13 protein-coding genes are annotated in these 14,936 nt (G+C 43.8%); 2 read left to right on the top strand and 11 right to left on the bottom strand.

The window, feature by feature from the left end:
* Positions 1-91 precede the first annotated feature (91 nt).
* From ispH to murJ, 6 genes are all read right to left on the bottom strand, one after another.
* Complete coding sequence (ispH, locus tag AB6D07_RS12505; protein WP_029222924.1) at positions 92-1,048, bottom strand: 4-hydroxy-3-methylbut-2-enyl diphosphate reductase; 957 nt, start codon at positions 1,046-1,048, stop codon at positions 92-94.
* A 175-nt stretch (positions 1,049-1,223) separates the two neighbouring features.
* A complete protein-coding gene (fkpB, locus tag AB6D07_RS12500; protein ID WP_009848446.1) occupies positions 1,224-1,655 on the bottom strand; it encodes an FKBP-type peptidyl-prolyl cis-trans isomerase in 432 nt (143 codons plus the stop codon).
* A 194-nt stretch (positions 1,656-1,849) separates the two neighbouring features.
* The gene (gene lspA / locus AB6D07_RS12495; RefSeq protein WP_009848445.1) at positions 1,850-2,350 is read right to left on the bottom strand and encodes a signal peptidase II; all 501 of its coding nucleotides are present in this window, start codon (positions 2,348-2,350) and stop codon (positions 1,850-1,852) included.
* A 158-nt stretch (positions 2,351-2,508) separates the two neighbouring features.
* Positions 2,509-5,367: an isoleucine--tRNA ligase gene (gene ileS / locus AB6D07_RS12490; RefSeq protein ID WP_017102999.1), complete on the bottom strand. Its 2,859-nt coding sequence runs from the start codon at positions 5,365-5,367 to the stop codon at positions 2,509-2,511.
* Between the two features lie 63 nt (positions 5,368-5,430).
* Positions 5,431-6,366, bottom strand: coding sequence for a bifunctional riboflavin kinase/FAD synthetase (ribF, locus tag AB6D07_RS12485; RefSeq protein WP_017102998.1), 936 nt, complete (start codon positions 6,364-6,366; stop codon positions 5,431-5,433).
* A 70-nt stretch (positions 6,367-6,436) separates the two neighbouring features.
* Complete coding sequence (gene murJ / locus AB6D07_RS12480) at positions 6,437-7,999, bottom strand: murein biosynthesis integral membrane protein MurJ (RefSeq protein ID WP_032500668.1); 1,563 nt, start codon at positions 7,997-7,999, stop codon at positions 6,437-6,439.
* Positions 8,000-8,249: 250 nt separating this feature from the next.
* On the opposite strand from murJ, the gene rpsT reads away from it, so the two are divergent.
* Positions 8,250-8,510 carry a 30S ribosomal protein S20 gene (gene rpsT / locus AB6D07_RS12475; protein WP_012603273.1) on the top strand — a complete coding sequence of 87 codons (261 nt, stop codon included), beginning with the start codon at positions 8,250-8,252 and terminating at the stop codon, positions 8,508-8,510.
* Positions 8,511-8,730: 220 nt separating this feature from the next.
* On the opposite strand, the gene AB6D07_RS12470 is transcribed toward rpsT, so the two are convergent.
* Both AB6D07_RS12470 and nhaR read right to left on the bottom strand, forming a co-directional pair.
* Positions 8,731-9,024, bottom strand: a complete 294-nt coding sequence (locus tag AB6D07_RS12470) for a metalloregulator ArsR/SmtB family transcription factor (protein ID WP_009848443.1) — start codon at positions 9,022-9,024, stop codon at positions 8,731-8,733.
* A 100-nt stretch (positions 9,025-9,124) separates the two neighbouring features.
* Positions 9,125-10,015 carry a transcriptional activator NhaR gene (gene nhaR, locus AB6D07_RS12465; RefSeq protein ID WP_009848442.1) on the bottom strand — a complete coding sequence of 297 codons (891 nt, stop codon included), beginning with the start codon at positions 10,013-10,015 and terminating at the stop codon, positions 9,125-9,127.
* A 389-nt stretch (positions 10,016-10,404) separates the two neighbouring features.
* On the opposite strand from nhaR, the gene AB6D07_RS12460 reads away from it, so the two are divergent.
* Complete coding sequence (locus tag AB6D07_RS12460; protein ID WP_017102996.1) at positions 10,405-11,550, top strand: Na/Pi symporter; 1,146 nt, start codon at positions 10,405-10,407, stop codon at positions 11,548-11,550.
* Between the two features lie 301 nt (positions 11,551-11,851).
* Here AB6D07_RS12460 and AB6D07_RS12455 read toward each other — a convergent pair whose 3' ends face one another.
* The 3 genes from AB6D07_RS12455 to AB6D07_RS12445 form a co-directional block, all read right to left on the bottom strand.
* Positions 11,852-12,328: a hypothetical protein gene (locus AB6D07_RS12455; RefSeq protein ID WP_017102995.1), complete on the bottom strand. Its 477-nt coding sequence runs from the start codon at positions 12,326-12,328 to the stop codon at positions 11,852-11,854.
* Positions 12,329-12,545: 217 nt separating this feature from the next.
* Entirely contained in the window at positions 12,546-13,946 is a 1,401-nt protein-coding gene (locus AB6D07_RS12450) for a winged helix-turn-helix domain-containing protein (protein WP_017102994.1), read from the bottom strand.
* A gap of 135 nt (positions 13,947-14,081) precedes the next feature.
* Complete coding sequence (locus AB6D07_RS12445) at positions 14,082-14,933, bottom strand: thymidylate synthase (RefSeq protein WP_017102993.1); 852 nt, start codon at positions 14,931-14,933, stop codon at positions 14,082-14,084.
* Positions 14,934-14,936: the final 3 nt, after the last annotated feature.

Below are 14,936 nucleotides of genomic sequence, written 5' to 3'. Positions count from 1 at the left end.
CCTGTTGTTTACAAATCAATAGTGTTTGCAAATCGATACTGTTTGCGAATCGATAAAGTTACGAATCGATCTTGTCACCAATCCATAGAGACTAGTCGACTTGCTTAATCTGCAGCTCTTTTGGTACTTCGAAGAACATGTTCTCTTCACGACCTTGAATCTCTTCAACCTCGGTAGCACCCAACTCACGAATACGATCTAAGATTTGGTTTACTAGCTCTTCAGGCGCTGAAGCACCCGCTGTCACACCAATTTTCTTTTTCCCTTCAACCCATTCAGTTTGAATGTCTTCAGGACAGTCGGTTAGATAACCTGGCGTGCCTAGCTTCTCAGCTAGCTCTTTTAAACGAGTAGAGTTCGATGAGTTCTTAGAGCCAACAACTATCACGACATCGACATCACCAGCCATCTCACGAATTGCGTCTTGACGGTTTTGTGTTGCGTAGCAAATATCATCTTTACGTGGTCCTTGGATCTCAGGGAATACGCGACGTAACTCTTCAATCACGTCTGCAGTTTCATCAACTGACAGCGTGGTTTGACTAACATAATGTAAGTTACTTGGATCGTTCACGACTAAGTTCTGTACATCTTCTGGTCTTTCAACCAAATACATACCACCAGCTTGGCTAGCGTATTGACCCATAGTGCCTTCCACTTCAGGGTGACCCGCGTGACCAATCAATACTACTTCCATATGTTTGCGGCTCGCTCGAGCAACCTCCATATGAACTTTAGTCACCAAAGGACACGTCGCATCAAATACCGTTAACTCGCGTTCTTTCGCTTCTTTGCGAACCGCTTGAGAAACACCGTGAGCCGAGAAGATCACGATGTTATCGTCTGGTACTTCACTTAACTCTTCGACAAAAATAGCACCACGTTGCTTGAGCCCTTCAACAACAAAGCGGTTATGCACCACTTCATGGCGAACATAAATCGGTGGCTGATACAGTTCAAGAGCGCGCTCTACGATGCTGATCGCACGATCGACACCGGCACAAAAGCCACGAGGGTTAGCTAACATTATTTTCATTTCATTGCTCATCATTTACCGCGGTACTAAGGTTGTTTCTATAGAGTTCGCTGTCAGCGAGGTTCGCATTCTACAGTGAAGCGCCTAGACAGTGAAGCTCTGGGTTGCATCACACCTGTAAGGCGATGTTATTCTACTGTTAAGATAGTGATTAGCCGCTAAGATAGCTACTCCACCGTTAAGACACTTAGTCCACAGCTAAGATGTTAACGTCAAACGTAACGTCTTGGCCGGCTAATGGGTGATTAAAATCAACCGTCACTGAATCACCCGCGATCTCAGTGATAATACCTGGAATTTCCATACCGTCAGGACCAGAGAAAGCCATAATAGTGCCAACTTCGACTTCAGAGTCGCCAACAAACTTAGCACGATCCATATGATGGATATGATCTGGATTTGGCATACCAAACGCGTCTTCCGCCTTCAATTCGATAGATTTTTCAGTCCCCGTTTCAAGGCCAATCAGGCACTGTTCAAAGTTCTCACTTAGGCTGCCATCACCCATCACGAACTTAGCGGGCTTACCCATATTTTCGGTGCTATCGGCAACTGAACCATCCTTCATTTTAATCGTAAAATGTAGAGTTACTGCTGAATCATTTTTAATTGCTGCCACGTTACTTTCCTTAGATTTCTTTATTATTTGAGAATGCATTTTGCTTTGCTCTCATATTACTTGCAGCATAAAAAAAAGCGCCGTCGGAATCAACCGACAGCGCTTAGGGCTATTCTATTCTGTGAGTCATAGGCTGACTTTAGGACAATCTATTACAAAGCGATTTGCTTGATACTCATTAATGTCTGAGTAGTCTATTGGCTTTCATCTTTCTTACGGAAACCATCTAAGATGATCATCGCGGCGCCGATACAGATTCCCATATCCGCTAGGTTAAATGCAGGCCAGTGGTAAGTACCCCAATAGAAGTCTAAGTAATCGACGACAAAGCCATGTACAACACGGTCGAACACGTTACCAACAGCGCCACCAATGATGATCGCATAAGCAATGTTGTTCCACTTATCTGTTGCTGGTAGCTTGCTCATCCAGTACGTCAGCATCCCCGTTACCGCAAATGCGATACCAGTAAATAACCAGCGCTGCCAACCACTTTGATCACTCAAGAAGCTAAATGCTGCACCGTAGTTATGCACGTACAAAAAGTTAAAGAATGGCAACACCTCAATGCGGTTTGCCCAGCCATAACCCATGTTGTCCATAACAAAGAGTTTGATACCGATATCAGCAAGGAAGACTAGTAGGGCCAACCATAACCAACGCACACCAGATTGTTTTAACGAAACTTCACTCATTTCTATTCCTAGTATTTACGAAGTTGGTATTCACTGTTACTCAATTTAAGTGACCTTGATTACCAAACTTGGCTAAACACATTTCCTATAATTAAAAATAACCCCAGTTGGTACTGGGGCTATGATTTTTACAAAAAGTTCAGTATTTCTCTGAGTCGTTATGCGTACTTACGCACTTCGCCTTCACCGTCGATGTTCGACACACAACGACCACAAACTTTCTCGTGACCTTCAATTGTGCCTACATCTGGAGTGTGGTGCCAGCAACGGTCACACTTCTCAGCTTCAGTTGCTGCAACTTCAACGTACAGACCTTCAACGTCTGTCGCTTGAGCTGTATCAGACTTATCGCTAAGTGGTTTAACAACCGCAGCAGAAGTAATAAGTACGAAACGTAGCTCATCTTCTAGCTTGTTGATTTTTGCCGCTAGTGCATCGTCAGCGTATAGAGTAACTTCAGCCTGCAGAGCGCCACCGATTGTTTTCTCTTTACGAGCATCTTCAAGAAGCTTGTTCACTGCGCCACGAACTGACTGGATTTCAGTCCAGAATTCGTTGCTTAGCTCTTCGTCGTCAGCAAGACCAAATAGGCCTTCGAACCACTCGCCTGTGAATACAAACGTGTCGCGTTCGCCTGGCATCTCGTTCCAGATTTCATCTGCAGTGAACGACATGATAGGAGCCATCCAACGAACTAGAGCTTCTACGATGTAGTAAAGCGCCGTTTGGCAGCTACGTTGAGCATGGCTGCCCTGCTTCGCTGTGTACTGACGGTCTTTAATTACGTCTAGGTAGAAAGAACCCATTTCGATAGAACAGAACTGCATTAGACGTTGAGTTACACCGTGAGTATTGTACTCACCGTATGCTTTAACGATCTCTTCTTGTGCAGCTTGAGCACGGCCAACAGCCCAGCGATCAAGTGCTACCATTTCTTCAGCAGGAACTAGGTCAGTTTCAGGGTTGAAACCGTTCAAGTTCGCTAGGAAGAAACGAGCCGTGTTACGAATACGACGGTAAGCATCAGCAGAACGCTTAAGAATCTCGTCAGAAACCGCAACTTCGTTAGTGTAATCCGTAGAAGCAACCCATAGACGTAGAATATCTGCGCCTAGTTTGTTCGTTACATCTTTAGGAGCAACAACGTTACCGATAGATTTAGACATCTTACGGCCGTTACCATCAACCACGAAACCGTGCGTTAGCACTTGCTTGTATGGTGCTTCGTCTTTCATCGCGATAGATGAAATCAAAGAAGACTGGAACCAGCCACGGTGTTGGTCAGAACCTTCAAGGTAAAGATCAGCACTGTGCGTTCTTTCTTCATTCGGGAAGTTGTACTCTTCACGAGAATCCACAACAGAGAAGTGCGTTACACCTGAGTCGAACCATACGTCTAACGTATCAAGTACTTTCTCGTACTTGTCAGCGTCTTCAGCACCCATCAGTTCAGCAGCATCTACATCCCACCAAGCTTGAATGCCTTTTTCTTCCACAAGCTTCGCTACTTTTTCAATAAGAGTTGGGCTATCTGGATGAAGTTCTGATGTTTCTTTATGAACGAACAGAGCAATTGGCACACCCCAAGTACGTTGACGAGAGATACACCACTCAGGGCGACCTTCGATCATACCTTCGATACGGCTTTGACCCCATTCAGGCATCCATTCAACACTCTTTGTTGACTCTAGTGCTTTTGCACGTAGGCCAGCTTGATCCATAGAGATGAACCATTGTGGTGTTGCACGGAAGATGATTGGAGTTTTGTGTCTCCAACAGTGTGGGTAGCTGTGCTCGTAAGCGTGGTGATGCAGTAGTGCACCCTTCTCTTTTAGAACTTCTAAAACAGAGTCGTTCGCTTTGAATACGTGCTGACCAGCAAATAGCTCAGTATCTGGCAGGTAAACGCCGTTTGAACCAACTGGGTTAGCGATTTCTAGGTTGTACTTCTTACCAACCACGAAATCCTCTTGACCGTGACCAGGAGCGGTATGAACCACACCAGTACCAGAGTCAGTTGTAACGTGGTCACCAAGAACAGCAGGAACCGTAAAGTTGTAGAACGGGTGGTTGAATTGAGAAAGCTCAAGATCAGCACCAGTAGCAAAACCAAGGTTATGGAAGTGCTCGATACCCGCACGATCCATTACGTCTTTTGCTAGTTCAGAAGCAACAACGATACGTTGAGCAGGCTGTTCGCCATTCGCTTCAACTTGGATAAGTACGTATTCAAGATCATCACGTAGACATACTGCGCGGTTAGCCGGCAGAGTCCACGGTGTTGTCGTCCAGATAACGATAGAGATTTCGCCCTGACCCGCGTGACCTTCCGCTAGAGTAAATTTCTCTAGTAGAGCCGCTTCGTCAGCTGCAGAAAATTTCACATCGATAGATGGAGAAACTTTATCTTTGTATTCAACTTCAGCTTCAGCCAGAGCAGAACCACAGTCAGTACACCAGTGAACAGGTTTGAAACCTTTTAGTAGGTGACCTTTGTCTGCGATTTTACCTAGAGAACGAATGATGTTCGCTTCAGTGCCAAAATCCATAGTGCGGTATGGTTTATCCCACTCGCCCATGATACCAAGACGTTTGAAGCTCTCTTTCTGACCTTCAACTTGGCCCGCAGCGTACTTACGACACTCTTCGCGGAATTCAGCCGCTGAAATCTTCTGACCAGGCTTACCTTTCTTCTTCTCGACCATTAACTCGATTGGAAGACCGTGACAGTCCCAACCAGGGATATACGGTGCATCAAAACCAGAAAGGGTCTTAGATTTGATAATAATGTCTTTAAGAATCTTGTTCAGCGCGTGGCCAATGTGAATGTCGCCGTTCGCGTATGGAGGGCCATCATGCAGTACGAAAGATTTTTTACCTTTCTTTGCCTTACGGATCTCACCGTAAAGGTCTTCTTTGTACCAACGCTTAAGCATTTCTGGTTCACGATTTGCCAGATTGCCACGCATTGGGAACCCTGTTTCTGGTAAGTTCAGGGTATCTTTATAATCACTCATCGATTCTTAATTCCGTTATATTGGGCGAAGTTAGACATTATGTTAATCGGTGGAATTATCCGACTAATTCTTTAGCTGAAGCAGCCACACCCTTGCGGCTTCAGCATCCAATTCTATTTGATTCTTTAATGCGTCGAACGACTCAAACTTTATCTCGTCGCGCAGTTTGTGCAAAAGTCGTACTTCTAACTGTTTACCATATAAATTGGCTTTAAAGTCAAAAAAATGTACTTCTAATTGCTGCCTTACACCATTAACTGTTGGTCGTTGTCCAATATTAGCAACACCACCGACAGGAACACCGTCGATATCTAATGCTTCAACAACATACACTCCCGACACAGGAGAAACACAACGTTTTAATGGAATATTAGCGGTAGGGAAACCGATAGTTCTCCCTAGTTTACGACCATGAGAAACACGACCACTGATACTGTAGTCACGCCCAAGCATAGTAGCACTAGAAGCCAAGTCATTGGCCGCTAACGCATTTCGTATCTCAGTGCTGCTTACTCGTAATTGGTTTAAGCAATAGCTTTGGGTGCTCACCACCTCAAAACCATATTTTTCGCCCGCTTCTTTAAGCATAGCGAAATTACCGGTTCGGCCTTTGCCAAAGCAAAAATCGTCACCAACCACCAAGAATTTCACACCAAGCTTATCAACCAAAAGATCCTTAATGAACGCTTTCGCAGACAAGCTTGCAAAATACTGATTGAAATTCACACACAATAAACGACTAATATCTAGCTTGCTCAATTGCACGTACTTATCTCGTAAACGAGTTAAACGCGCTGGCGCTCGACCTTTAGCAAACAACTCCATAGGTTGCGGTTCAAACGTCATGACAACAGAAGGGAGTCCCAGTGCTGTAGCTTGTTTCGAAACCTGACTCAGAACCTCTTGATGCCCTAAATGAACACCATCGAAGTTACCTATGGTTAATACACAGCCATGATGCTGTGCTTTAATATTGTGTATACCTCGGATCAGTTCCATTGTGATCAGCTAAAACCTGTTATTTGCATCATTTATTGTGTGAAACCGACGGATTATATACTAATCAGTATTAATCTGTCGCTGCTTTTAAATGTTTTACTCGGATACCTAAAACCAGTACCGACACAATATAAGCAAAGCCACCAAGTGCGATCAACCCTGTTAGCGTCAACGCTCTTTGGTTGAAGCTCCAATTAAGCCACAGCTGCATATTGTCTAGTTGCCATAAAATCACGCCAACCATCACAGTTCCAGATACTAATAATTTAAGGCTAAACAACAATGTAGTCTTGGTTAAACGATAAACACCCGCTATATGCAGACCACGATAAAGTAGAGTCATGTTCACGAACGCAGATAACGCCGTTGCGATTGCCAAACCAACATAACCATAGAAATAAGCGAAGATCGCGTTGAACACCATGTTAGTGACCATCGCAATGATGCCGTACTTCACAGGAGTTTTAGTATCTTGACGTGAGTAATAGCCCGGAGCCAACACTTTAATCAACATGAAGTTAAGCAAGCCTGAAGCGTATGCCACCAAAGACATGGAAGCCTGCTGTACATCGTGTGGTGAAAACTCGCCACGCATGAAGAGCACCATCAGCATCGGCTTTGCTAAAACAATAAGACCTAGCATTGCAGGAATGCCTAGCAATAAAACCATGCGCACGCCCCAGTCCATTGTATGAGCAAACCCTTCCCCTTGAGCGTCTACGTGTTTACGCGACAAAGCAGGAAGAATAACCGTCGCAATAGCAATACCAAACAAACCGAGTGGGAATTCCAATAATCGATCCGAATAATATAGCCAACTGATAGAGCCGGTTGCTAGAAAGCTGGCAATGAAGGTATCGAACAACAAGTTGATTTGGCTCACTGACACACCAAACAAGGCAGGGATCATTAGCGTGCGGATCTTAACTACACCGGGATCTCTCCACCCCCACTTCGGCTTAACCAACACACCCGCTTTAATCAAGAAAGGCATTTGGAAAAGGAACTGGACTAAACCACCAAGAAACACACCGATGGCCAAGCCAATTTCGGGTTGTTCTAAATTAGGAGAGATAAACCATGCTGAACCTATGATCATTACGTTCAGGAACACAGGGGTAAATGACGAAACCGCAAATTTGCCCATGGTATTGAGGATTGCACCAGATAAAGCAACAAAGGTGATAAACCATAAATAAGGAAAGGTAATCTTGAGCATAAAGCTCGCCAGCTCAAATTTTGGTGCTGCTGGGCCATCATTTAACCAATCGATAAACCAACCTGCGCCAAACATCGCAGTGATGACACCCGAGCCCAACACCCCGATAACGGTAACGATAGAAACTAGTACCCCGAGCGTGCCCGACACTTTGGCAATTAAATCTCGAGTCTTATCTTTATCACCTGCAGCGTGATATTCCGTTAATACAGGAACAAACGCTTGAGAAAAGGCACCTTCTGCGAAAAGTCGACGTAAGAAATTTGGGATTTTATTAGCGAAGAAAAATACGTCGGCACTCGCTCCTGCTCCCATCAAATTTGCTACTACTACATCACGTACTAGCCCCAATACGCGGGAAACAAAAGTCATTGCACTGACAATCAGGCCTGACTTTAATAGTCGTTTACTCACACAAACCTCTGACACTGGTTGATTACTTTCAAGCGAGGATAAATACTATCCTGTCCTAAGAAGCATATTTATTAGCATTGGTCTAAAAATGCTGTTAGAATCCCCGCCATCTTAACCGCGATGACCTTTTCATACCAAAGTTTGTTTGGCTACGATTGGTTTTTGCACAAATCATTTGACAATTAAGCGCCTATGAGGGATAGTCCTCGCCCTTAAATTGTCACCGAACTAAGTTTTTGGGAGTTAGACCTTGGCAAACAGTAAATCTGCTAAGAAGCGCGCTATCCAAGCTGAGAAACGTCGCCAGCACAATGCTAGCCGTCGTTCTATGATGCGCACTTACATGAAAAAAACTATTGCAGCTATTGAAGCTGGCAATAAAGAAGCTGCAACTGCTGCTCTTGTAGAAGTTACACCTCTTCTAGACCGCATGGCGACTAAAGGCCTTATTCATAAGAATAAAGCTGCACGTCATAAGTCTCGTTTCGCTGCTGCAATCAAAGCTCTTTAATAGAAATTTGATTACAACGCAAAACGAAAAAAACCGGCCTCGGCCGGTTTTTTTATATCTAAATTTTGAGTAACACAGAGATTTTTCTTGCTGAGCGTTACTTGGTTTACTTAAAGATATGCGGTTTACTGATAGGCACTAACGTTCGACATGAAATACTGACACTTCCTTGTGTCGACCCTACCCCTGGTAAGAAATCACTTCCCCCACCAGCAATAAACTACTTGCAGTACATACCATGCAGCAGGTTAATCATCGCTTTTACTTCTTCACTGCTCAATGTGTAATACACTGTTTGAGCTTCTTTGCGAGTTTCGACCAAACCATCTCTTCTCAACCAAGCAAGATGTTGAGATAAAGCAGATTGACTCAATTCCAACTTGCCACACAACTCCCCAACCGACAGCTCAGTACCATGCAATAGGCACAGAATCTGTAAGCGACGCTCATTGGCCATGGCTTTGAGTAGAATCACAGCTTGTGCTGAATTCTTCTCCATCTCTTTTAAGTTCATAGTTTGGCTCCATACAACCTTTACGCCAAGTCCGGGTTATCAGTATTTCCGGCAGATTATGAAGTCATGATAATCGATATCAATTCATTAACAAACAAGCTCACTCGAACAATTTGCTAAAATCTGCGTCACATACATTTTTTACTGCTGGATGTTGGATCATCCTCTCAGCAAATATGACGTAGTACTCCTCTTTTAACTCCTCGATTCCCCCCAACAATTGCAATGACGTATCTTCCTCAACCTCTGACATATATAGCGTAGGCGCTAAGAAAATAGCGTCGTGGTGGTAACGAGCGAAAGCCTTCATCAATGCCGCGTCATCAAACTCACCCAAAATATCAGGCTTAAGTCCTTGTCTATCAAACCATTGCAGTACTTTACGCCCCATCGAAGTTCGACTTCCTGGGATTAACAGTTTCTTTTGTTCTAATACAGCAGGAAAGTTAACACCTTCCACATTACCTGAACTGAAAAAGCTCATACCACTCTCACCCAACTTTTTACTAAACAGGCCTGGGCTTTGGCTAGAATCCACCGGGCAGTCTGACAAAATCATATCGAGCTTATGCTGAGAAAGTTGTTCAAGTAGCATTTCATGAGTCGATTCAAAGCAGCGTAAATGAATGCTGTTATCGGGTGGGATTGTCGACATCAATATCTTGCTGACTAATCTTTTGGACAGTGCATCCGCGACGCCAACATCAAACAAAATATTGGAGTGCTGGCTATAATTCACGATATCCAGCATCTCGTAACTCAGGCCAAACATACGATCGGCATATTTAAAGACCAACTGCCCAAGCTCTGTCGGCTCAACACTGCGACCATTACGCTTAGTTAGCTTGCCGTCCATACGCTCTTCTAAGGCTTTTATCTGACCAGTTACCGTTTGTGGTGTTAGGAATAGGGCTTCTGCAGCTTTAGTAACAGAGCCTTGCTTGCAAACCATCCAGAAGTAATAAAGGTGGTTATAGTTGAGATGCGACATAAATGTGCCGTAAAAAAAGAGAAGATAACCTGTTATATCAAATATGCCCTCCCCACTCAACAAACTCGGAAAAACCACACCTAACTATCAATTACCACTTATTTTTACGAAGTGTCTAATTTCATAATGTAATATTTCAACGATTATTTTCAATTTTTCTCTAACTTTTAAGATCTATATCACCTATCAAAAATACGAACAAAAAACTTTAAAAACAACAAGTTAAACCACCACCATTTCAAGACCAAATATTTAAAGAGCAAATCATCACAAAAAAGTCTCACCTAAACCAAAATGTAATATTACTGAAATATTTATTCTCTAACATCACGCTCAGATTAAACAAACAGACCAAACACAGACTAAAACGGTCCAATGGAGAAAACATTATGAACCAAGCTACTACTGCAGCAGCGCCTATCTCGAGCACAACTCGTTGGCTACGCTGGGCTAACTTGGCATTCATGCTTTACCTACTATTACTTTCAGTTTCAATGGTTGGTACAGGCTTCAAATGGGCAACAGGCGAGCAAGCAAAAGTTCTTTTCGAATTTGCTTCACATCCAGTTGCAGGCTTAATGATTGGTTTAGTGGCAACAGCCCTTATTCAATCATCAAGTACAGTTACTTCAATTATCGTTGGCCTTGTGGCAGGTGGTTTACCTGTTGAGCTAGCAATCCCTATGATCATGGGTGCAAACATTGGTACTACAGTAACCAATACGCTAGTTAGCCTTGGTCATGTTCGTTGTAAAGATGAGTTCAAACGTGCATTCGCAAGTGCGACGATTCACGATTTCTTTAACCTATTAGCCGTTGCTATCTTCCTACCACTAGAGATGGCGTTTGGTATTCTAGAAAAAATTTCTCACTGGTTAGTATCACCGATGCTAGCAACAGGTGATATGAGCATGGGTGGTCTTAACTTCATCAAGCCAATCACTAAGCCTGTAGTAAGTGCGATTAAAGAACCACTATCAACGTTTGGCGACACTGTTGGTGGGGTTATGCTTATCGTTCTAGGTATCGCGACTATCTTCGTAGCTATCACGGTAATGGGTAAGCTAATGAAGAGCCTAATGGTTGGCCGTGCTCGTGAGATTCTAAAGAACGCAATCGGTCGTGGTCCTATCCACGGTATCGCTTCTGGCTCTATCGTGACTATCCTTGTTCAGTCTTCTTCTACAACAACAAGCTTGATGGTTCCACTAGTAGGTTCAGGTGTTCTTAAAGTACGTGACGTTTACCCATTCACTTTGGGTGCAAACATCGGTACATGTATTACGGCTCTACTTGCAGCTACAGCAGTATCTGGTGAGTTCGCAGTATTCGCACTACAGATTGCTCTAGTACACTTGGTGTTCAACATCATGGCAACGGTATTCATCTTTGGTATTCCGTTCCTACGTGAACTGCCAGTGAAAGCAGCTGACATCATTTCAGACATGGCAGTGAAAAATAAAGCTGTAGTAGCTGGTTATCTTGTTGCGGTATTCCTTGTACTGCCAGGTAGCGTGTTAGCACTGACTGCTTAATAGCAAAACAAACATCGCTTATAGCAAAGCCCGCAACCTTCTAGGTTGCGGGCTTTTTCTTTTCTGAAAGGCAGATGTGGGAGACAAAAAGAAGATTCGAGTAGCGAATAACAAGTTGAAAGCAGATACGGAATGCGAGTGAACGAGTAACGAAAAGCCCGTTTTACTCGCATCTATATATCCCCGTCATTCCCTACAGCGAGGAACGAGCGTGATAGGGAATTACGGGGTTTTTGATCTTAGTATCCCGAATCTCTTCTACTTGTATCTAACTCCCCTTATCTCGCATCTAAAGAAACGCTTACTTACCTTGCTCATTACGTAGGTACATAATGGCAACCATGCCGAAGCCGATAAATTGCCATAGATACTGCCCGTCGCTTGCGCCTGTGATGGTTTGAGTGAAAGCCATACAAGCAGTCACAAACAGAGAAGCGAATGCCGCATAGAGTAACCACGGTCGCTCTTTACCGGCCATGAATTCACCAGCTATCACCGAGCGAAGTACCAATAAAAATGGTAAACATTGCAAAGCAATCAGAATAGGAAACATAAAATCGAACGTAGGGCTCAGTAAAACATGACCGACTTGGCTCTTATCCCAAGTGCCGACAATATAGCCTTTCCAGCCAGCCCAAGTGTCACCCGAATAAGCGGTATCGGGTGTAATGAAGCCAAGTAGCACGCCCATCACTTTATCGATAAAGCCATTTTTGAACCAAAAGACGAATAAGAAGATCTGAATTGGAATGATCTGAAAAGCAAACTTCTTCAACATGTGTATACCCCAAATAATAAATGATTTGGTGACCAGTATGTGGAAGTCGATGTTTTTACGCTTGATGCAAGGCAATCGAGCCTAAGTCCAAACAATAATCAAACATGTTGAGAAGTCTGTTGGCACAAGGAAACCTTGCGGAAGAGCCGTTACTATTAGCGGTAACTCAACGTCTTCACTTCAGAGAGAATTTTGTGGTTTAGGAAAGGTTTGTTTTTTATAAAGATTCAATAAGATCAAACAGTTGACCATTATACTCTTTTTTCACTTCGGTATAGCGCTGATAGTTGTATTGCGAACCTTCGGGATTATCCGACAGCTTGTCAGCCACACTAAGTAGATAAAAACTGATTGGGCTCGGTGTACTTTCGGCCGCGTAAAAAAGGTAAGGGAAAGCTTGATTGGCATGTTGGTTGATTAACAATGCAAGACCCAAGGTAAGATTAGCGATGTCACAACGTGGGTTCATCTCGAAGGCTTGCTTTGCCAGTTGCAGTGCATGTTCGCGATCTTCTTGCTCATGACTTTGCAAATAAGCCAAAGATTCCGAATACGACAATAAGGCATTGACCAAATAATTGTCTCTTCCTTGCTTTTGAATCGTATCCAACTGAAGTGCGATATCTGCAAATGGCTGTCCACCTTTACCTTGGTAGAAAAGCGATATTCCCTCTGAAATAACCTTCCAATCATCGTAGTTATCAATAGAAGTCACTCGATGACTGACGACGCCGTATTCTGAACTCATTGGGGCAATAATGGCTTTAATCTCAAGAATTACATCCCCAATGGCATCAAAGAAGTTATCTTGGCTAAAGCTCTTTTCCACTTTCTGGCTTTGATTGGGCTGGCGGTTGTTTTGTATCAGCACGCTCAGTATATAATCACTGCCCTTTTGCTTGAGCCAACCTTTGAGTTCGACACCATTATTGGCAAGTGATTGCTTGCCCTGTTTCGATAGCTGAGAGAAGTGGTAACCCGATAAATTTCTCGCTGAGTTCAGCCCGTAGAATAGGTAGTTGTACACGCTTTCCGACATCTCATAATCGTCCGCAGAATCGAGTGTTATGTCATGGATATAAACGGGAATCACATCACTTTGAGGCGCAGAAATAACAGCTGTGTCATTGGTTGAGACATCAATTTGCCACGCCCAAGTTGCTATTAAGCCAACAGAGAATACTGCGGTTGTAATCAGGGCGATGGTTTTCTTTTTCGAATTAGCAACAAAAGGTTTAGGCTCAGATTCAGGTAGAGAGGCGTCATCAACGGAAGTTGGTTCGACACTCGGCTGAGTCACCTCAACATCGAACAGGTAACCTTGCTTAGGAATGGTCTGAATGATGCGATACGGGCGTGACTTATCCTGAAGCTGACTGCGCAGTAAGCTGATGACCTGTCTAACCAAGTTGTCAGACACTTGAGTTCTTTGCCAGACATCAGCAGCTATCTGCTGCGTACTAACCACTTGCCCGCGCTTCTCGATGAAATAGCTGAGCAGCCTTGCTTGTAGTGGCTCTAAATGAATCTCTTCACTATCAATCACCAACTGGTTTTTATCAGGGTAGAAAGAAATAGGAAAGTCGTGTTGCAATACAAAGCAATGCGAGCGAGTCATAGTAGTTCTGTGGTTAGAAAAGACCACTCAAGATTATTGGTTTTACGAATAGTAAGCAAGCCAAGCATCAGAAATAAAAAGGCTGCGCAGAGGCAGCCTTTCGATAAATCAGTCAATCAAACAAAGCAGATTAGATTAAACCGAGAATGGGTACTTAATCGCTTCGTGGCATTCGTAGCCTTCAACCCAGAAGTCATCCATCGTCACCCACGTTTCCAAATCTTCTAGAGACTTAATCTCAGGATTGATATGGAATGTTGGCCCCGCTAAAGGCTCACGCTTCAACTGGATATCACACATAGGTGCGAGTTGATCTTCGTAGATATGAGCATTAACGAGCTTATGGTAAGCCACACCCGCTTTCTTGCCCGTGATTTGCGCCATGATTGCTAGGAACACATACACTTGAACCATGTTGAAGTTCAGGCCTAGAGGGACATCACAAGAGCGCTGAGTACTGTTTAGGTACAAAGTGTCACCAAGTAGAGAGAAGTGGTGGCTGTACATACACGGACGCAAACAACCCATGTGGAACTCACCTGGGTTATAGAAGTTTAAGATCTCGCCGCGGTCATCAATGCCGTTTGTTAGATCATCAACAATCTTCTTCAGTTGGTCGATATGACCGCCGTCAGGTTTTGCCCATGCACGTCCTTGAACGCCATAAACACGGCCCATGTCGTCTTCACCCTTGCGGTAAGGGTTATTTAGCCATGCTTCATTCAGGTTAGAATTCGCATCCCAAGTTTTAGTCCCTAGCTTACGAAAATCTTCAGCATTGTCGTAACCACGGATATAGCCAAGCAGCTCAGCAACTGCGGCTTTCCAAAAGCTTTTACGTGTTGTTACCAGTGGGAATTGGTTATTACCTACATCATATTCAAGGTCAGCATTGATTACGGTTAGGCAGCGCTTGCCTGTGCGTTCATTTTCAATCCAAGTACCGTCATTAACGATACGCTGACAGAGATCTAAATACTGTTTCACACC

Origin of the sequence: Vibrio sp. 10N.239.312.C11 (assembly GCF_041466065.1) — a bacterium.
Taxonomy (GTDB): Bacteria; Pseudomonadota; Gammaproteobacteria; order Enterobacterales; family Vibrionaceae; genus Vibrio; species Vibrio tasmaniensis_A.
Note: the sequence above shows the minus strand (reverse complement) of the source record. Positions and strands in the feature narration are given on the sequence as shown.